Annotated in this window: 16 protein-coding genes; 9 read left to right on the top strand and 7 right to left on the bottom strand. The window is 73.2% G+C overall.

What is annotated here, in order from left to right:
- Positions 1 to 239 precede the first annotated feature (239 nt).
- The 3 genes from FRAEUI1C_RS11475 to FRAEUI1C_RS11465 form a co-directional block, all read right to left on the bottom strand.
- Positions 240 to 755 carry a DUF2231 domain-containing protein gene (locus FRAEUI1C_RS11475; RefSeq protein ID WP_013423465.1) on the bottom strand — a complete coding sequence of 172 codons (516 nt, stop codon included), beginning with the start codon at positions 753 to 755 and terminating at the stop codon, positions 240 to 242.
- A gap of 428 nt (positions 756 to 1183) precedes the next feature.
- Positions 1184 to 2158, bottom strand: a complete 975-nt coding sequence (locus tag FRAEUI1C_RS11470; protein WP_013423464.1) for an SPFH domain-containing protein — start codon at positions 2156 to 2158, stop codon at positions 1184 to 1186.
- The gene (locus tag FRAEUI1C_RS11465; protein ID WP_013423463.1) at positions 2155 to 2622 is read right to left on the bottom strand and encodes an NfeD family protein; all 468 of its coding nucleotides are present in this window, start codon (positions 2620 to 2622) and stop codon (positions 2155 to 2157) included. The genes FRAEUI1C_RS11470 and FRAEUI1C_RS11465 overlap by 4 nt, the downstream gene beginning before the upstream one ends.
- A gap of 198 nt (positions 2623 to 2820) precedes the next feature.
- On the opposite strand from FRAEUI1C_RS11465, the gene FRAEUI1C_RS11460 reads away from it, so the two are divergent.
- From FRAEUI1C_RS11460 to FRAEUI1C_RS11435, 6 genes are all read left to right on the top strand, one after another.
- Entirely contained in the window at positions 2821 to 3690 is an 870-nt protein-coding gene (locus tag FRAEUI1C_RS11460) for a prephenate dehydratase (RefSeq protein WP_041260642.1), read from the top strand.
- An 81-nt stretch (positions 3691 to 3771) separates the two neighbouring features.
- Positions 3772 to 4524, top strand: a complete 753-nt coding sequence (locus tag FRAEUI1C_RS11455) for a pyrimidine reductase family protein (protein WP_013423461.1) — start codon at positions 3772 to 3774, stop codon at positions 4522 to 4524.
- 170 nt (positions 4525 to 4694) lie between these two features.
- Positions 4695 to 5042: a hypothetical protein gene (locus FRAEUI1C_RS11450; protein WP_157734907.1), complete on the top strand. Its 348-nt coding sequence runs from the start codon at positions 4695 to 4697 to the stop codon at positions 5040 to 5042.
- 4 nt (positions 5043 to 5046) lie between these two features.
- Positions 5047 to 7356 (top strand): serine/threonine-protein kinase, encoded by a 2310-nt coding sequence (locus FRAEUI1C_RS36160; RefSeq protein WP_013423459.1) that lies wholly within the window; start codon positions 5047 to 5049, stop codon positions 7354 to 7356.
- 116 nt (positions 7357 to 7472) lie between these two features.
- Positions 7473 to 8555, top strand: coding sequence for an ATP-dependent DNA ligase (locus FRAEUI1C_RS11440; protein ID WP_013423458.1), 1083 nt, complete (start codon positions 7473 to 7475; stop codon positions 8553 to 8555).
- A 138-nt stretch (positions 8556 to 8693) separates the two neighbouring features.
- Complete coding sequence (locus tag FRAEUI1C_RS11435) at positions 8694 to 9551, top strand: heavy metal-binding domain-containing protein (RefSeq protein ID WP_013423457.1); 858 nt, start codon at positions 8694 to 8696, stop codon at positions 9549 to 9551.
- Between the two features lie 36 nt (positions 9552 to 9587).
- Here FRAEUI1C_RS11435 and FRAEUI1C_RS11430 read toward each other — a convergent pair whose 3' ends face one another.
- On the bottom strand, positions 9588 to 10751 hold the full coding sequence (locus FRAEUI1C_RS11430; RefSeq protein WP_157734906.1) for a bifunctional sulfate adenylyltransferase/adenylylsulfate kinase: 1164 nt from the start codon (positions 10749 to 10751) through the stop codon (positions 9588 to 9590).
- A 144-nt stretch (positions 10752 to 10895) separates the two neighbouring features.
- Between FRAEUI1C_RS11430 and FRAEUI1C_RS11425 the strand changes: the two genes are divergently transcribed.
- Positions 10896 to 11669: a 3'(2'),5'-bisphosphate nucleotidase CysQ gene (locus FRAEUI1C_RS11425; RefSeq protein ID WP_013423455.1), complete on the top strand. Its 774-nt coding sequence runs from the start codon at positions 10896 to 10898 to the stop codon at positions 11667 to 11669.
- A 56-nt stretch (positions 11670 to 11725) separates the two neighbouring features.
- Here FRAEUI1C_RS11425 and FRAEUI1C_RS11420 read toward each other — a convergent pair whose 3' ends face one another.
- Complete coding sequence (locus FRAEUI1C_RS11420) at positions 11726 to 12364, bottom strand: TetR/AcrR family transcriptional regulator (RefSeq protein ID WP_013423454.1); 639 nt, start codon at positions 12362 to 12364, stop codon at positions 11726 to 11728.
- 73 nt (positions 12365 to 12437) lie between these two features.
- Between FRAEUI1C_RS11420 and FRAEUI1C_RS11415 the strand changes: the two genes are divergently transcribed.
- Both FRAEUI1C_RS11415 and FRAEUI1C_RS11410 read left to right on the top strand, forming a co-directional pair.
- Entirely contained in the window at positions 12438 to 13889 is a 1452-nt protein-coding gene (locus FRAEUI1C_RS11415) for an MFS transporter (RefSeq protein WP_013423453.1), read from the top strand.
- 71 nt (positions 13890 to 13960) lie between these two features.
- Positions 13961 to 15514, top strand: coding sequence for an ATP-binding protein (locus tag FRAEUI1C_RS11410; RefSeq protein ID WP_013423452.1), 1554 nt, complete (start codon positions 13961 to 13963; stop codon positions 15512 to 15514).
- Here the strand turns inward: FRAEUI1C_RS11410 and FRAEUI1C_RS11405 are convergent.
- Both FRAEUI1C_RS11405 and hemQ read right to left on the bottom strand, forming a co-directional pair.
- Positions 15511 to 17073 carry a sugar transferase gene (locus FRAEUI1C_RS11405; RefSeq protein ID WP_013423451.1) on the bottom strand — a complete coding sequence of 521 codons (1563 nt, stop codon included), beginning with the start codon at positions 17071 to 17073 and terminating at the stop codon, positions 15511 to 15513. The two genes, FRAEUI1C_RS11410 and FRAEUI1C_RS11405, sit on opposite strands and share 4 nt — an antisense overlap.
- A 1063-nt stretch (positions 17074 to 18136) precedes the next feature.
- On the bottom strand, positions 18137 to 18790 hold the full coding sequence (gene hemQ, locus FRAEUI1C_RS11400) for a hydrogen peroxide-dependent heme synthase (RefSeq protein ID WP_157735381.1): 654 nt from the start codon (positions 18788 to 18790) through the stop codon (positions 18137 to 18139).
- Positions 18791 to 18850: the final 60 nt, after the last annotated feature.

Genomic DNA, 18850 nt, shown 5'->3' with positions numbered 1-18850 from the left:
GCCATGCGCCTATCGTCGCCGCCCAGTCGGCTGACGGGAAATCCGGCATCGGATTCGGTGCGTCGCCGGATGATCAACGGCGCCCAACGCGCCACACCGCGCGATCCCGCGCCCGAGGCTCGGCCCGGTGGCGTGATCGCCGTTTTGGCCCTCCGGTGGTCGTAGCCGGGGCTGTTTCGCAGCCATCAGAGGGCCGAAACGCCGATCATGGCGACTGGCTGATCTTGATGGGCGTGGCGCTAGCTGCTGCCGACGCCCTGCCAGACGGCCTCGGCCCCGGCGTGCCCGATCCGGACGACCTCGACGATCACGATGACCGCCAGGGCGAGGACGATCAGGGAGACGACCGCCGACACGGGCCGCGGCAGTGTCCGAGCCGCCGAGCCGGAGCCCGCCTGGGCCGGACCGGGCATCGTCCACGCCGTGGGCCGCCAGCCGTGCACGAACAGCAGGAGCAGCGCGGCCGCGAACATGCCGGCCACCCACGGCAGCAGTTCCTCCCCCAGCGCGGCGTGCCGGGCGATCAGCGGGTTGTCGACCCCGAGCTTGTCGCGCAGCTTCTCGCCGGTCGACGTGGTGATCGGGACCAGGATGAGCGCGCCGGCGCAGGCGATCGCCGGAAGCGGCCCGAGCGCGCGGCGCACCCGGGGCCAGAGCGCGGTCAGCGCGAGCAGCAGCGCGGCCAGCGGCACCAGTACGACCGTGGCGTGCACGATCAGGGCGTGGGCGGGCAGCCCGGAAATCGTTGTCGGCACGACAGCCTCCTGGGGCGACGTTCAGATCATCTCTGACCCTGGCCCGGCTGCCTGAAGATGTCCTGAGAACGGTCAGTAAGCAGATAGTAAGGAGGTCTGTGGGTCCGGGCGCGGAGCGCCCGGACCCACAGACCTCCGTGTCGGGCGCTGGGCGCCCTCCCCAATCTGGTTCGCCGTATGGGCGAGATACGGGGGCGAGCGCCTATCCAGGGTCGGGATCTGCGTTACGTCCGCCTCGGCCCGCCTGACGCGCCCGGACCCACAGACCTCCGTGTCGGGGCTGAGCCGAGCCACGGGTCCAGACCGTCGTCATGATCGCCGTCTTGGCCTTCGGATGGCTGTGAAACGGCCGCGACTACGACCGTCCCAGGGCCGAAACGGCGATCATGGGACTGCCCGGAACGGGCCAGCCTTGTCGGCGGGAGTGCCTAGCTGTTCTGGTCGCCGTTCTGGGTGGGGGCGACGGGCTTGGCCAGCCTTGGGCGGCGCAGGGTCTCGTTCGGGTCGAGCTGGGAGCTGTCTCCCCCGCCGCCGATCAGGCTGGCCAGGTCGCCGATGCCGCTTCCCAGCGCGCCGCTGAGCTCGCTGGGAATGATCCACACCTTGCTCGCCTGTCCGTTGGCGATCTTGGGGAGGGTCTGCAGGTACTGGTAGGCGAGCAGCTTCGGGTCGGCGTCGCCGGCGTGGATCGCCGAGAAGACGGTGTCGATCGCCTTCGCCTCGCCCTCGGCCTGCAGGATCTGCGCCTGCCGGTCGCCCTCGGCCTTGAGGATCGCCGCCTGCTTCTCGCCTTCGGCCTTGAGGATCTCGCTCTGCCGGAAGCCCTCGGCCGTCAGGATCGCCGCCCGCCGGTCGCGCTCGGCGCGCATCTGCTTCTCCATCGCCTCCTGCACCGAGCGCGGCGGTTCGATGGCCTTGATCTCGACCCGGTTCACCCGGATACCCCACTTGCCGGTCGCCTCGTCGAGCACGCCGCGCAGCGCGGTGTTGATCTGGTCCCGGGAGGTGAGCGCCGCCTCCAGGTGCAGGCCACCGATGACGTTGCGCAGGGTCGTCACGGTCAGCTGCTCGATCGCCTGGATGAAGTTGGCGATCTCGTAGGTCGCCGCGCGCGGGTCAGTCACCTGGAAGTAGAGGACGGTGTCGATGCCGACGACCAGGTTGTCCTCGGTGATCACCGGCTGGGGCGGGAAGGCCACCACCTGCTCGCGCAGGTCGATCCGTTCCCGGACCCGGTCCACGAACGGCAGGACGATCGCGAGACCCGGCACCAGCGTGCGGTGGTAACGGCCGAGCCGCTCGACGACCACCGCGCGTGCCTGCGGGACGACCTTGACCGACCGCATCACGAAGACCAGGGCTACGAACGCGAGCACCGCCACCACGATCAGTCCACCGGTCATGGCAACTCCCTCCGTGGGACTTCCAGTCCCGGGACTTCTTCCTGGTGGACGATCGCCGTCGCGCCGTCGATGCGCAGCACGCGGACCTCGCTGCCCACCGCGATCACGACGCCGTCCGGGTAGGCACGCGCCGACCAGATCTCGCCCTTGATCTTCACGCGGCCGTCGTACCGGTCCACCCGTTCGAGGACGACGCCCTCGGCGCCGACGAGCGCCTGCGCGCCGGTGGCGATCAGCGGCGCGGTGTTGAGATGGCGAGCGGCGATGGGCCGCAGGCCGAAGGTCAGGCCGCCGGCCGCGAGGACGAAGGCGAGCAGCTCCCAGACGAGGCCACCGCCGACCAGCGCCACCACCCCGGCTACCGCGGCCGCCAGGGCGAACATGAGCAGGTACAAGCCACCCGTGAGCAGCTCGGCGATGGTGAGCCCTCCGGCGACGATGAACCAGACTAGGTCGGCCGGCACGTCTCCATCGTAGGCCTGATCACTCTCTTTTCAGAGCGGTCATATCGGCTACCGGACAACTCCCGCGAAACATCGTCGACGCGGCTGCCGGCGGGCGGACGCGGTATGGCCGCGGCCGGCACCGGTAACGTGGGCGACGCCCGATCCGGGCTCCGCCGAACCGACGCCAAAAGGATCCGTGACCGCACCGTGCCCGTCCTGACTTCCCGGCAGCGCATCGCCTACCAGGGCGAGCCGGGGGCAAACTCCCACCTGGCCTGCCGCGACGTGTACCCAGACTTCGACGCGGTGCCGTTCCAGACGTTCGAGGAGTGCTTCGCCGCGATCGACGACGGCACGGTGCAGCTGGCGATGATCCCGGTGGAGAACTCCACCGCCGGCCGCGTCGCCGACATCCACCATCTGCTGCCGGACGCGAAGGCCCACATCATCGGCGAGTACTTCCTGCCGGTGCACCATCAGCTGATGGCCCTGCCGGGAACCTCGCTGGCCGACCTCAAGACCGTGCACAGCCACCCGCAGGCGCTGGCCCAGTGCCGCGAGGCGCTGCGCGCGCTCGGCCTGCGGGCGACGCCCGACGCGGACACCGCCGGGGCGGCGCGCGAGCTCGCCCAGTCCGGTGACCCCACCCGGGCCGCGATCGCCTCCCGGGTGGCCGCCGAGGTGTACGGGCTGACCATCCTGCGCGAGGACCTCGAGGACGAGCAGCACAACACGACGCGCTTCCTCATCTTCTCGGCGGAGGACCTGCGCGCGGCGGCGGGCGTGCACGAGCTGGTGACGACCTTCATCTTCAAGGTGAAGAATCGCCCGTCGGCGCTTTACAAGGCGCTCGGCGGATTCGCCACCAACGGTGTCAACATGACGAAGCTGGAGAGCTTCATGGTCGGCGGTGCCTTCGTCGCGACCCAGTTCCTGGCGGACATCGAAGGCAGCCCCGAAGAGACGGCGGTCGCGCAGGCGTTCGAGGAGCTCGCCTTCTTCGCCGACTACCGGATTCTCGGGGTCTACCGGGCGAGCCGTTACCGGGAGCGGATCGCCGGCCGGGTCCGGTCGTCCGCCGGCTGAGACGGTCCGCCCCGCACGCCGGCCCGGCGGCCGCTCGACCGGCCGCCTTCGTGCGCTGGCCATCCACATAAGGTCAGGCCGGTGCGCCGACTACTGCCCGCGCCGGGCCAAGACGACCTGAGCCAGGAAGACCTCGACGCGGCCTACGCCCTGCCGGTCCCGCCCGCGGGGACCGCCCACGTCCGGGCGAACTTCGTCTCGGCGGCCGACGGCGCGGCCGAGGTCGGCGGCCGGTCCGCCGCTCTCGGCGGGCCCGGCGACCGGCAGATCTTCCACACGCTGCGGTGGCTGGCCGACGTCGTCCTCGTCGGCGCGGGCACCGCTCGGGCCGAGAACTACGGGCCGGCCATCGTCCCGCCGCCGCGGCAGGAGGCGCGGATCGCGGCGGGCCTCGCGCCCGTGCCGCCGATCGCGGTGGTCTCCGGGTCGCTGGCGATCGACCCGGGCGCCCGGCTGTTCGGCGCGGCCGTCCGGCCGCTGCTGCTGACCGCGGCGAGCGCCCCCGTCGAGCGGGTCTCGGCGCTGCGCGAGGTCGCGGACGTCGTCGTGTGCGGCGACGAGCAGGTCGAGCTGGAGCTGGTGCTCGGCGCGCTGGCGGGACGCGGCCTTTCGCGGGTCCTCACCGAGGGCGGGCCGATGCTGCACGCTCAGCTGGCCGGCGCCGGCCTGCTCGACGAGCTGTGCCTGACGGTCGCCCCGCTGCTCGCTGGGCCGCAACATCTCGGCATCGTCGCCGGCGCCGCCTGGCCGCTGGCCCAGCCCATGGAGCTTGGGCACGTACTGGAGGACGACGGCTCGCTCTTCCTGCGCTACCGCGTTCCGAACAAGGGATAGCAGCCGGTTACGGCCAGCTATATCCACAGGTCAGCCGCTATCCACAGGACGGCGCTGACGCCTTCCTGCCCGCCGGCGAGCTGGCTAACGTGCCGCCTGGCTCCCGACGGAGAAGGCGGTGGATCATGGCAGGGCGAGTTGTTGGCGGGCTGGCTGTGGCAGGGCCGGTCGTGGCGGAAGCCGGGAACGGGGCGGGGGCGCCGGCGGGGCTGGTCGTCAACGAACGCCGGCGCGCGCTGCTGACGGCCGCGGCTGTCCTCGACCGCGGCACGGCCGAGATCGCCACCGCGTTCGACGGTCTGGCGGCGGCGCTGGACGCGGGCGCCTGGGCCGGCCCGGCCGCCGAGCTCTGGGCGGGCGAACTCGCCCGCACGGGAACCACCATCAGGCGCGCGCTTGGGGACACGGCACTGAGCTGCGCGCACGCGGCCGCGTCCCAGCCGGAATGGGTCGCGCCAGGTGACCCACGGGCCGTCCGATCGCCCGCCAGGCCCGGCTCCCTGCGCGACGGGCGGTAGGGCGATGCCCGGCCCGAGTGAGCGAGTCGTCCTGGACCAGGGCCTGACCCGCGTGCTGACGCAGCGGCTGCGGGATCTGCGCGACCTGCTCGGACGGTGGGCCCGGGCGGTGGTGGCACTGCTCGGGCCGCTCGGCTGGCCGGCCGACCCCGTCGTCGCGCTGCACGCGGGCGCGGGCTGGGCCGACACCTCGGCCGCGAGGCTGACCCGTCGACTCGCGCTGGCCCAGGCGGCCGACGCGAGCCTCGACGCAGCGCCCATCGGCGGCGGTGCGACCTCGGCGCGGTCCGGCGGGGGGCGGCTCGTCGTGACGCCGCGGCCCGACCCGTTCGGCGGCGACGCTCTGGCGGCGCGGGACGCGGGAGCCCGGCTCGGTCTGGCGCTCGTCGGTGCCGCCCTGGCACCGGCGGCGGACCTGACGACGCTCGCCGGCGTCGTCGACCAGCTGCGGCCGTCGGCGCACGACCCGGACTTCGCCGCCGGCTTCGTCGGGGCCGTCGGCCCGGCACGGCTGGCCGTCGTCCTGCGCCTGGCCGAGCACATCGGCTCCGGCGGCTTCGTGGTCACCGAGACCGCGGACGGTTACCGGGTCCGGCCCGCGAGCGGCGGCGACCGCACTCGTGCAGACGCCCCGGGGCGATGGTTTCCGACCGCGCTGGCGGACGACCTCACGGCCACACTGGGCGCGGCGCTGGGGACCTTCAGCCGGTCCGGGCTGCTCACCGCGGCCTGGCTGAGCCGGTTCAACGCACGCGATGTGCCCGGCCAGGCCGAGACCACGCTGCTCGGCCCGCTGCTCACGGGCGGCCGGTTCGCCCCAGCCACCCTGCGCCTGCTCGGCGACGCTCTCTTCGCGACGACCGACGTCACCGGCGACCGCTACCGCACCCGCGACGGGCCGCTGGCCGGCTCCGGCGCGCACGCCAGCGCCTCCTCGCCGGTCACGCGGGACATCGGACTGCTGGGCGCCGATCCCGCGGGCCGACGGCGGGCCACCTACGCGGCCGCGCTGCTGCGGGCCATCGCGGACGAGCCGACGCTCGCTGCCCGGTTCGCCACCGAGCACGTGGAGACGATCGTCACGGGGGCCCGGGTGTCGGCGCTGCCGGCGCTGATCAGACCGGGTGTCCCGGCCCAGGTGGCCCGTGCCTGGGAGTACCTGATCGGCCGGGCGGGCGGGGCCGGTGCCCGCCAGGCCGACCCGGTCGGCGCCGCGACGTTCGTGGCGCGGCTCGGCTTCACGATCTACCGCTACCAGCTCACCCACGCGGACCCTCGGTTGCGGCGGGATACCTCCTGGCCGCTCCCGACCGGCCTGCGGGCCGCGATCGGCGAGCTGCTGCGCGTCTGGCGGGCCGAGCTGTACGCGTCGGCCGCGGGCCTGCTGCCCGCCGGCGACGCGCTGCGCGACCCCTCGGGCCGGGGCCTGGTCGCGGTCTGGCCGGCCGCCGGGCCGGGGCGCGCGGCCGGCGGCGGGGCGGGCGGCCCGTGGTCGACGCAGCTGGCCGGGCCCGCGGACGCCGCGCGGATTCCGGCCGAGCTGTGGGCGGCCCTGCTCGGCGAGGCCCTGGCCGCGGGTGGCCCGACGGCAGCGGCTCTGGGGTCGGACGCGCTGCGGCAGGCGGCCGACCTCGAGCAGGCCGGCTGGGCCGCGACCCGCGGCTACCGGGGCGACGGCCAGGTCGCGTACCCGGCGAGCCCGCGCGCGCTCGTCCATCTCCAGCAGGCCGCGATGGTGTCGTTCTTCCTCACGGCGCTCGCCGACACCGCCGCCGCGCTGACCCTGCGCGCCGAGCTGACGGCCGACGACGCGGCCCGCCGGACGACGCTGGCGATCGACCAGCTCGCCGCCACCGCCCGGGCCGTCAAGGTCGACGACCTGGTCGCCACCCTGTACGGCGTCACCGTCGGCGTCACGGTCACGGCCGCCGCCGACGCGGCGAAACCGGATGGGCGGCCCGGGTCCGAGGCGCTCTCGACGATCGCGGGCGTGGCGGCCGCCGCCGCGGTCCGGCCAGGCTGGCAGGAGGCCTACCGGGCCTCGGCGACGGCCGTCTGGCTGCGGCGCGGCGACGACCCGATCCTGCCGGTCGAGGTGACCGACGCGGCCGGCGTCCGGCGGGCCTTCACCGGAGATCCACGCCTCGACGGGTTCGTCACGGGCCCCGCGGACGACTTTCTCGACGCCGACGGCCGGCCGCTGCCGCCGGAGCGGATGTCCCCGCCCGCGCGGTCGGCCTATCTGCGCTGGCTCGCCAGCCCCGCGATCGTCGCGAACAACGACAACCTCCCCACGCCCGCGCAGGCACAATGACCGCCTCCCGGCGTGACCGGAGGTCAGCCGAGGATCCGGCTCGGGCCGCGGCCGAAGCCCGGGCCGGATCGAGCGGGGCGAGAACCCAGAGGCCGAGGACAAGGGACAATGAGCCGATGCAGCTGCCCGTGATGCCGCCGGTCGCGCCGATGCTGGCGAAGTCGGTTCCGACCATCCCGTCCGGGGCGTCCTATGAGCCCAAATGGGACGGCTTCCGATGCATCTGTTTCCGGGACGGTGACGAGGTCGAGCTCGGCAGCCGCAACGAGAAGCCGATGACCCGCTACTTCCCCGAGCTGGTCGAGGCGATCAAAGCCGAACTACCCGACCGGTGCGTCCTCGACGGCGAGATCGTCATCGCTCTGGACGGCAGGCTGGACTTCGAGGCGTTGCAGCAGCGCATCCACCCCGCGGTGTCGCGGGTGAAGCTGTTGAGCGGGACGACCCCGGCCTCGTTCATCGCATTCGATCTGCTCGCGCTCGGCGACGAGGACTACACCGGGCGCCCGTTCGCCGAGCGGCGCGCCGCGCTCGAGGCCGCGTTGGCCCCGGCGAAGGCGCCGATCCACCTCACCACGACCACCACCGACCTCGACGTCGCCAACCGCTGGTTCGTCGAGCTCGAAGGCGCGCACCTCGACGGCGTGATCGCCAAACCGCTCGACGGCGTCTACCAGCCCGACAAGCGCGTCATGTTCAAGATCAAGCACGTCCGCACCGCCGACTGCGTCCTCGCCGGCTTCCGCTGGCACAAGACCTCCACGGAGGCTGCCCCGCTCGTCGGCTCGCTGCTGCTCGGGCTCTACAACGACGAGCACAAGCTGCAGCACGTCGGCGTCGTCGGTGCCTTCACGGCCAAGCGCCGGGCCGAGCTGGTCGACGAACTCGCGCCGCTCCTGCTCGGCGACGGCGACGACCATCCGTGGCAGGAGTGGGCCAGCGCCGAGGCGCACCAGGGCCAGCGGCTGCCCGGCAACGTGAACCGGTGGAACGCGCAGAAGGACCTGTCGTTCATCCCGCTGCGTCCCGAGCGGGTGCTGGAGGTCAAGTACGAGCACATGGAGGGCACCCGCTTCCGGCACCTGGCGCACTTCGTCCGCTGGCGCGCCGACCGCACCCCCGCTTCCTGCACCTACGAGCAGCTTGAGCAGCCGCTCACCTACACCCTCTCCGACATCGTTCCCGGACTCGGCTCGTAGACGCGGCCTGTCCGGCAGACCCCGGGCGGCTGCCGGACCCGGGCTCGGCCGCTACCTGGTCGGCGCGTAGCGTGCCGCCAGGTTCCCGGGGCGGCGGCCTGGCCAGGCCCGCGGCCGGGTGCGGTCGAGGAGGGCGTCATGGCGGGGTTTGGTCGCGGCGGTGACAGCCAGCAGCCACCCGGCGCCGGGTGGGAACCCGACGCCGCCGGCACGCGGCTGGCGATGACGGCGGGAGCGGCGCCGAACGGGGTCTTCACGTCGGACCTCTCGGTGTCGGAATACGTGCTGCTCAACGAGGCCGGGTTCGAGCCCCTGGGGTTCGTCGTCGGCTCGTCGATCTACCACATCGGCCTGCAGGTCGCGGGGTGGAAGACGAACCAGGAGCTCGGCGTGCTCAGCCAGGCGATGTACTCGGCGCGCGGGCTGGCGATGGGCCGGATGCAGAGCGAGGCCGAACGGCTGGGCGCGGACGGCATCGTCGGGGTGAAACTGCGCGTGCAGTACTACGCCTGGGGCCAGAACGTCCTGGAGTTCATCGCGGCGGGCACGGCCGTGCGGGCGATCCGTTCGCCGGGCGCCCACCGCGCGCCCAACGGGCACCCGTTCACCTCGGACCTGTCCGCGCAGGACTTCTACCGGCTGCTGGCGGCGGGCTCGGCACCGGTGTCCTTCGTCCTCGGGACCTGCGTCTACCACATCGCCCACCAGGGCGTCTTCCAGTCGCTGCGCCAGGTCGGCGTCAACCAGGAGATGACCACGTTCACCCAGGGGGTCTACCAGGCCCGCGAGCTGGCACTGACCCGCATGCAGGCCGAGGCCGCCCAGGCCGGAGCCAACGGCATCGTCGGCGTCGACCTCGTGGTGAGCAACCACGTCTGGGGCGAGCACGCGACCGAGTTCTTCGCGACCGGGACCGCGATCCGCACGCTGGACCCGGCCCACCGCCTGGCCGACACCGCGCCCAAGCCCCAGTTCACCCTCGGCCTCGACACCTAGCCCGATCGTCGAGCCGACCGGCGCCCGGCGCTGCCGTCAGCCGAGCAGCCAGCCCTCGGCGTGGGCTCGGTCCAGCTCGGCGGCCACCCCGGGCGGGGTGAGCTCGGCGGGGATCGGCCTGCCGGCGGCGAGCAGCGCGGCCAGCTCCCCGCGCCCGGGGGCACCGAGCGCGGGGCCGGTGAGGCTGCCGCCCAGACCGTAGAACTCGGCCAGGTGGGCCCGCAGCGCGCCCAGCTCGGCGGCACGGTCCGCGCTGCCGGAGTCGTCACCGGCCGCCGCCCCGTGCGGGGACGTGGCGGACAGCCCCGGCTCCCGGGGCGCGGCAAGCTCGGGGCTCGGCACCACCGGGACCAGGACCAGCAGCGCGTGCGCCGGCTGGCCCGACCCCACCCGGGGCTGTGTGGGCGCCGGTGGCTGCACCGCGGCGCCGGTGGCCTCGGCCGCGAGCGCGGCGGCGGCCAGGGTCGCCTCGGTCGGGCGGACCGGCTCGTCGAGGGCGTCGAGCGCCGCGAGCAGGGCGCGCACGCGCAGCCGGTAGCGCCGGTCCCCCGGGTCGGTCCCGCCGACCGGAGCGAGCACGACGCAGTACTTGCCCTGCCGGGTGAGGGCCCGGATGCGGGCGATGTCCGCCGTGTGCAGCAGGCCGTCGGCCCAGACCGCCCAGGGCGCCGACCGGCCGGGGCGCAGCCAGCCACGTTCGGTGAGCGCCGCGCGCAGCTCGACGGGGCTCAGCCGCAGCTCCGGGTAGTCGGGGTGGCTCGGCAGCCGCAGGCCCGCGACCGTGCCGACCAGTCGGGCCCGGCCGGTGGGCTCGGGCTGCCGGTCGGGCTCGACCCGGCTCGCCGTCCGCGCCAGCGCCGCCGTGCGTTCCTTGTCGGCGTCCACCGGCCCGCCTCGCCGGCGGACGGCGGCGACGCGCAGGGCCGCGACGAGCTCGCCTTCGGGCTCCCGCAGGGCCACGGCGTCGCCGGGACCGAGACCGGCCGCGTCTCGCGCCGGGACGACCAGCGAGGGCAGCCTCAGCCCGTCGCGCAGGGTGTCCTCCGGGTAGCCCGGTGCCGGTCCGAAGGCGCCGAGCAGCAGCAGTTCCAGGTCGGCGAGCTGCGCGCGGGTCAGCCGCGCCGACGGCCAGCCGGCCGAGGCGGCCGCCAGCTCGGCGGCGCGATCCTCGTCGACGAGCACGGGGCAGCGCACGGGCACCTTCGGACCGTAGCGGTCCCGGGACAAGACGGCCGGTCCGACGGCGTTGGCTCGCCGTACGGCAGGATGGCCCCGACCGCCCTGCCAGTCCGGGCCGGGCGGATCTCGTGATTCACGGCAGGATTCTGCCATAAAATCGGAACGGTGAGCATCGACACCACAACCGCCGAGCTGGCCGACGCCGAGCTCGCGAGCCTCCTGGCCGAAGACGCCGGACGACGGCTGCTGGAGATCCGAGCCGAGCTTGGCTTCGCGGACGGGCCCGCGCTCAAGGACGCCGGCGACGCCGGCTCCCAGCGGCTGCTCGCCGCGGCGCTCGCCCGCCACCGCCCGAAGGACGCCGTGCTGTCCGAGGAGGCCGTCGACGACCCGGTCCGCCTCGGCGCCGACCGGGTCTGGATCGTCGACCCGCTCGACGGCACCCGGGAGTTCGCCGAGGAGGGCCGCAGCGACTGGGCCGTGCACGTCGCGCTCTGGCAGGCCGGCGCGCTCGTCGCCGGGGCCGTCGCGCTGCCGGCCGTCGGAGTGACGCTGTCGAGCGCGACGATCGCCCCGCCGCCGGCCGGACCGGCCGGGCCGGCACGCCTGGTCGCGAGCCGCACCAGGGCTCCCCAGCTCGTCACCGACGTCACCGAGAAGATCGGCGGCGTCGTCATCCCGATGGGCTCCGCCGGCGCCAAGGCCTCCGCGGTGATCCGCGGGGAGGCCGACGTCTACCTGCACGCCGGCGGACAGTACGAGTGGGACTCGGCCGCCCCGGTCGCGGTCGCGCTCGCCGCGGGCCTGCACGCGACCCGGATCGACGGCTCACCGCTGCGGTACAACCAGCCCGACCCGCTGCTGCCCGACCTGGTGATCTGCCGGCCCGAGCTGGCCGAGACGGTGCTGGCCGCGATCCGGGCGTCGTCGACCGGCTGAGCCACGCCACCACGCACGGAGGCGGCGGTCGGGACCGCCGCCTCTCGGCGTCGCGCCTACTGGCTCGGTCGGGCGTGCGCGCGCAGGAAGGTGTCGACGCCGGCGCCGACGGCATCCCGGATCCGCTCGTCCGGGACGGCCGCGGTGCCGTGCTCGGTGAGGACCTGGATCTCCGCGCCGATCAGGGCCAGGAACTGGTGGGCGGCCCGCGTCGGGTCGGGGACCACCAGATGGCCGGCGTTGCCGAGCATCGCCAGGCGCCCCGCCAGCGCCTCCATGATCGGAGCCTCCGCCTTGGCGCGCACCAGCCGGTAGACCTCGGGGTCGCGGGCGGTCTCCGCCGCGATCATGCGGGCGAGGAAGAGCGAGCACGGGGTGCGCTGGCACTCGACGAGGCGCAGGCCCAGCTCGCGCAGGCTGTCACGCCAGCCGACGGCCGAGAGGTCGAGGCGCTGGATCACCTCGAGGGCGTCGGCGTTCAGTTGGACGGCCGAGTCCGCGACCGACTCGCGGAACAGCTGGTCCTTGCCGCCGAAGTAGCTGTAGATCGTCGGCTTGGAGACGCCGGCGGCCGTGGCGATCGCGTCGACGCTCGCCCGCTCGTACCCCTCGTCGCCGAAGATCGGCGCCGCCGCGTCGAGAATCACGCGTCGCTTGTCCGGGCGAGCCACTCGCTTCGCGTCCACAACCGCCATGCGCCCAGTGTAGCCCTTGGGTTGACGATGAACGGACGTTACAACACTAAACCGTGTGGTGTAGTTTCGCGGCATGACCGTAAATTCAACCGTCGGTTCGGGTACGCAGACCGAGGTCGCCGAGCTGGCCGAGGAACCGGGGGCGCCGACGGGCGCGCTGCTCGCGCTGGGGCTCGCGGCGCTGGTGGCGGTTCTGGACGGCACGGTGGTCTCCGTCGCGCTGCGCACGCTGACGACCGACCTGCACGCCCCGCTCACGACGGTCGTCTGGACGAGCGTCGGCTACCTGCTGGCCGCGGCGACCATGCTGCCGCTGCTCAACTGGGCCAGCGCCCGGTTCGGCGGGCGGCTGGTCTTCCTGGTCGGGCTCGGGCTGTTCGGGCTCGGCTCCGCCCTGTCGGCCCTCGCCTGGTCGGCGGGCGCTCTGATCGGGTTCCGGGTGGTGCAGGGCCTGGGCGGCGGCCTGCTGGAGCCGACGTCGCTGATGCTCGCGGCGCGGCTGGCTCGCCAGGACCGGGTCGGCCGGGTGCTGGGGACGATCTCAATGATCATCAACGTCGCGCCGGCCCTGGGCCCGGTGGTCGGCGGCCTGCTGCTCGCGACCGGCCACTGGCAGTGGATCTTCCTCGTGAACATCCCGCTGACCCTCGGCCTGTTCGCCGTCGCCATCGCCTTCATCCCGGCCGACCGGCCCACCGGTCGTGCCGCCGCCGCGGCCGGGCCAAGCACCGACGCCGTCGTGCCCAACGCGGACGTCCGCGGCCTCGCGTTGCTGACCACCGGCTACGTCGGCGTCCTGTTCGCGCTGACGCGGGCCGGCCAGGCAGGGGCCGACGCGTTCGCGGTCGTGCCCGCCGTCGCGGGCGTCGCCCTGCTGGCCGGCTACGTCAGGTACGCGCTGACGACCGCCAGAACGCCCGCGTTCGACCTGCGCCTGCTGCGCCGGCCGGGTTTCGCCGCGAGCCTCGCGGTGATGAGCTGCGTCGGGCTGGTGATGTACGGCCAGCAGTCGGCGCTGCCCGTGTTCGGCGCCGACCGCCACCACCTGCACGGCGCCGGCCAGGGCCTGCTGGTCTGCGCACTCGGCCTTGGGCTCTTCGTCTCGATGTCCTGGGGCGGGCGGGTCAGCGACCGGACCGGGCCGCGTCCGCTGGTCCGGGCCGGCGCCGTCGTCACGGCCGTCGGGCTTGCCACGTTCGCGCTCACCCATGACCGCCTCCCGCTGGCGGCCGTGTTCGCCCTGTTCGTCGCGATCGGCCTGGGCTTCGGCGCGACGGCGGCGCCGACGTTCGCCAGCGTGTTCCGGCTGCTGACGCCGGTCGAGCAGCCGCAGGGGACCACGGCCGTCTTCATGTCGGTCCAGCTCTCGGCGTCGCTGGGCATCACCCTGCTGGGCCTGCTCCAGGCAAGGGCCGGCGCACACTGGCTGACCTGGCTGTTCGGACTGCTGGCCGCCGCGGCCGTCGCGATGCTCGTCCTCAGCCGCGGCCTGCCAGGCCGCCCAGCCGACCGTGCGCAGGCCTGAACCGCGGGCCGATGGGGCGCCAAGCTTGCAGAAATTCGCCAAGCTTCGCTAAGTAGAGCTAAGCTCTCGCTATGTTGACCGCCGAACTCGCCGAGCTCGTCCGCACGTTGCGCGGCTCGCGGACCGATCTCGCTCGGGTGGAGGCCAAGCGCGCCAATCGTGAGCTGCCGAAGTCGACACGGGAGACGCTGTGCGCGTTTGCCAACTCACCGGGCGGCGGCGTGATCCTGCTGGGGCTTGACGAGAGTCAGGGTTTCGCGTCGACCGGCGTGACCGACCCGAAGAAGGTCCGAGACTCCTTGGCCGATCTCGCGCGCGACCAGATGGCGCCGCCGCTGGCGCCACTGATCGAAATCATGGAGTTCGAGGGAGTCCAGCTCGTCGTAGCGGAGATCGCCGAACTGGATCGGAGCTCCAAGCCCTGCTACTACCGCGGCGCAGGCATGGCGAACGGCTCCTACGTCCGGGTGGGCGATGGTGACTACCGACTCGGTCCAGCCGAGGTCCACGCTCTGGTCGCGGCCCGCGGGCAGCCGGTTGACGACACCATCCCAGTCCAGGACGCCACACCGGACGACCTGATGCCGGAGATCGTCGGGCCGTACCTGCAGCGGCTGCGTTTGCAGCGTCCGTACGCCTTCCGAGACCTCGACGATCGTGAGCTTCTGCTGGCCACTCGGGTCCTGGTTCCCGGCGATTCCGGTCCGGTGCCGTCACTCGCCGGGCTGCTCTGCTTCGGCCGGTTCCCACAGCACTTCTTCCCGCAGGTCGAGGTCACGTTCGTCGAGTACCCGACCGTCGACGGCGCCGAGATCGGGACCGGCTTGCGTTTTCTCGAGAACCGGGCGTTCGACGGCCCGGTTCCGCTCCAGGTTCGCGAGACCCTCGTGCAGCTGGCCCGGTCCATCCGCCGCGGTACGGTCATCGCGCCGGGCGGCGGCGCGTCAACGGTGTACGAGTACCCGCTGGAAGCGCTGCGGGAGGCGGTCGTGAACGCGGTCGTCCACCGTGACCTCGGCCAGTACTCACTGGGCACCCAGGTCCAGGTCGAGGTCTATCCGGACCGGATAACGGTGCGCAACCCCGGGGGCCTCTTCGGCGCCGTCCGCATGAGCTCTCTCGGCGAGCCCGGTCTGTCGTCGGCGCGCAATGCCCTTCTGCTCAAGCTCCTGGAGGACGTCGAGGTGCCGGGCGAAGGCAGAACGGTCTGCGAGAACCGCGCGTCCGGCATTCGCACCATAGTCCGGGCGATGTCGGCGGCCGGCCTGCCTGATCCTCTGTTCGCCGACCACATCTCCTGGTTCGAGGTGACCCTCAGCGGGCCTCCGCCACGGCGCGCCGACCTCGCGGCGGCCGCCCGAGGCAACGCGACCGTCACGGGCGCGGCCACATCTTCGATCTCCCGCACCACGGTTCCGGCCGAGCGAGACTGGTTCGTCCTTGAGTCCATGCGTTCGGCCGGGCGGCCGCTTTCCCGCCGGGAGATCGAGAGCATGACCGGGCTCACCAGCGCCCGGGTCAAGGCGGCGCTCACGAACCTGATCGACCAGAGGCTGGTCACCGCCATCGGCGCGACACGATCACCAACGCGACGCTACGAGGCAGCCGCCGCCCAGGTGGGCTAGTAGGCGCCCTCGCGGCGCAGGACGGCGAAGACGGTGCGCCAGAGGATGACGAAGTCCATGGCCAGGGTCCAGTTCTCGACGTAGCGCAGGTCGAGGCGGACCGACTCGTCCCAGTTGAGGTCCGAGCGCCCGCTGATCTGCCACAGGCCGGTCAGGCCGGGCTTGACCATCAGCCGGCGGTGCACGTCGTCCTCGTACTGGGCGACCTCACGGGGCAGCGGCGGGCGCGGGCCGACCAGCGACATCGAGCCGTTGAGCACGTTGAACAGCTGGGGCACCTCGTCGAGCGACCACTTGCGCAGGAACTTCCCGACCCGGGTGACGCGTGGGTCGTCGCGCATCTTGAACAGCAGGCCCTGGCCCTCGTTGCTGGTCTGCAGGCCGGCGAGGCGGGCCTCGGCGTCGACGTACATCGAGCGGAACTTGTACATCTTGAACGTCTCGCCACCGCGGCCGACCCGGACCTGCTTGAAGATCGCCGGGCCTCGGCTGGTGAGCCGGACCGCGACGGCCAGCGCGATCAGCAGGGGCGAGAACAGTACGACGACGGTGAGCGCGACCGCACGGTCGAACAGGATCTTCATGACCCGCCGGGAGCCGGACAGTTCCGGCTCCCGGATGTGCAGCAGCGGCAGGCCGGCGACCGGGCGGATCGAGATCCGCGGCCCGACGACGTCGGTCAGCGCCGACGAGACCAGCACGTCGACGTCCGAGCCCTCCAGGTTCCACAGCACCCGTTGCAGCGTCTCGCCGTCCATCTGCGGGGAGATCGCGACGGTGGTGGCGCGGGTCGCCCGGATCGAGGTGTGCAGGCTCTCCGAGGTGCCGACGATCGGCACGCCGAGCAGGTCGAAGCCGCTGCGCTCCGGCCGGTCGTGGCTGTGCCGGCCGGGCAGGCGGTCCAGCACGACGCCGACCACCGACCAGCCGGCGGTCGGGTCACGCTGGGCGAGCCGGACCAGGGTCGCGGCCGACTCGCCCGCGCCGACGACCAGCACCCGGTGCATGCAGCGGCCCTGCCGGCGCAGCCGGTGCAGGATGCCCCGGCCACCGATCCGGCCGACCATCGACAGCAGGATCGCGACCGGGAAGACGATGAGCACGTAGGCGCGGGCGACCTCGGCCTTGGTCGCGTAGGACACGGTGGCGACGGTGGCCACCACTCGGACCGCCGCGTTGACGACCCGGCGGAACTCCTCGGACCCGCCACCGAGGAACCGCGGCTCGTAGGCCCGGTTCAGCGCCATCGAGACGACCCAGACCAGCGGCAGCAGCACCAGCGCGAGCAGGTACCACTCCGAGGTGTCCCTGGCCGTGTCGAAGTGCCGGGTCCCGAACGGGCCGAACCTGATCACGTAGGCCACTCCGGCCGCGACCACGCAGGCCGCGGCGTCGAAGGCGATCAGAACCCTGACGTAGCGGCGCTCCCAGCGCAGCTGGGCCCGGTAGAGATCGTTCTCGACGGCGATCGTGCGGCCCGGCGGCCGTTCCGGCGTCTCCCGGGCCCGACGCGACGCGGCTCGCCCTGGAGCCTCGCGACCGGGCACCGTCGCGGTCACAGCGCGCCGTCCCCGAGCCGGCCGCGTACCTGCAGCGTCAGCAAGGTCCCCTCCGCGGTGGATACGCCACCCGCTCCCCCGCGCGCCCGGTGCCTCGCGCGGAACACGCCCGAAACGGGCAGTCCCAGCGGCACGCGCCGTCGCGGACCGCGCTCCCCGCTCCCGGCGCGACCGAGGCCGTGCCGGTTCCCCTGCGGGATGGCCGCACCCACGACCACGCGCGCAAACTTACCCGCACCTGGCTATTGCCCGACCAGCGCCCCCACGCGACAGTCCCGACCAGCCAGGCGCGCCAGACCTTCCGGACAAACCCCCGCTACCACCGCACAACCGCTGGAACCACGAGCACGATTCCGCCGATCTCACCCCACGGGCCCCACCGCCGCGCCCCACCCGAACAAACACATGCCGTGTCGCTCTCTCATCAATGAGTTACACGACGCCACCAAACTGCTACTGTCCGCCAAAGCCCAGGGGGAGACCCCCGGGCCGCGGGCCGGTCGGCGCCCGCCCGACGGGTGGGGGCGCCTGCGCGGACGCCGACCGCACCCGGCACGCGGCCGGAACCGGGCGCGGCACGCGGCCGGAACCGGGCGCGGAGCGCCCTTCGGCCGCGTCGCCTGTCGGGCGCTGAGCGCCCTCCCAATGTGATTCGTGGTTCCGCGCGAAGACCGGGCGGGCGTGAACCGGCGTCGGGATCTTGGCTGGGTTGGGCGGTTGGTGCTTCCGCCGGCTGGCGCCCTCGGGGAGTCGGCGCTTCCGCCGGTCGGCGGTTCGCAGCGATGCTGATCGCCGGTTGCGCCTTCCGGTGGTTTTTGACCGAAGCCGGACACAGCCACCGTCCAGTCCCCCTGCGCAGTCAGTGATCAAGGCGGCATCGAGATGCCCTGATCACTGACTGCGCAGGCAAAGCGGCGCCTGGTGCCCCGATTTGTCCGCTTTATCTCTGCGCAGTTTTCGATCATGGTGTGGCAGCCTGCCCACCCGGCCCGCTGATCGGCGTCCGCGCAGGCAAGTCGGCGCCACCGGCGGAAGAGCCGCTCGTGGCCAGGCCAAGCCGGGGTTAGGGCAGGGCGGCGACGATGTCGGCTATGGGCTTGCGGGCGCCGGTGTAGAACGGGGTCTCCAGGCGGGTGTGGCGGCGGGCGGCGCTGGAGCGCAGGTGGCGGATGCAGTCGACGATCCGGTGCAGCTCGTCGGCCTCGAAGGCCAGCAGCCACTCGTAGTCGCCGAGGCCGAACGCGGAGACCGTGTTCGCCCGGACGTCCTCGTACTCGCGGCCCATGATCCCGTGCTCGGCCAGCATGCCGCGCCGCTCGTAGTCGGGCAGCAGGTACCACTCCAGCGAGCGGTTGAACGGGTAGACGCAGACGTACCCGCGCGGGTCCTCCCGCCGGACGTAGGCCGGGATGTGGCTGCGGTTGAACTCCGCGGGCCGGTGCAGGCCGACGGCCGACCAGACCGGGTCCAGGTGGGCGCCCAGGGTGGTCTGCCGGAAGCGCTGGTAGGTCTCCTGCAGCAGGTCCGGGTCGGGGCTCGTCCACCAGACCATCACGTCGGCGTCGGCGCGGTAGCCGGAGATCTCGTAGATGCCGCGGGTGTAGACGTCCTTCGCGAGGGCGCCGTCGAGCAGGGCTTCGACCTCGGCCGCGACGGCGGAACGGTCGGCGGGCAGCGGCCGGCGGGCAGCGAACACCGACCAGCTCGTGTAGAGCATCTCCGCGTTCAGGTCACGGGCGGACCGCTCGGCGGCTTGGCGTTCATCGGCTGGGCGGTC

Origin of the sequence: Pseudofrankia inefficax, from assembly GCF_000166135.1 — a bacterium.
GTDB classification, from domain to species: domain Bacteria; phylum Actinomycetota; class Actinomycetes; order Frankiales; family Frankiaceae; genus Pseudofrankia; species Pseudofrankia inefficax.
Note: the sequence above shows the minus strand (reverse complement) of the source record. Positions and strands in the feature narration are given on the sequence as shown.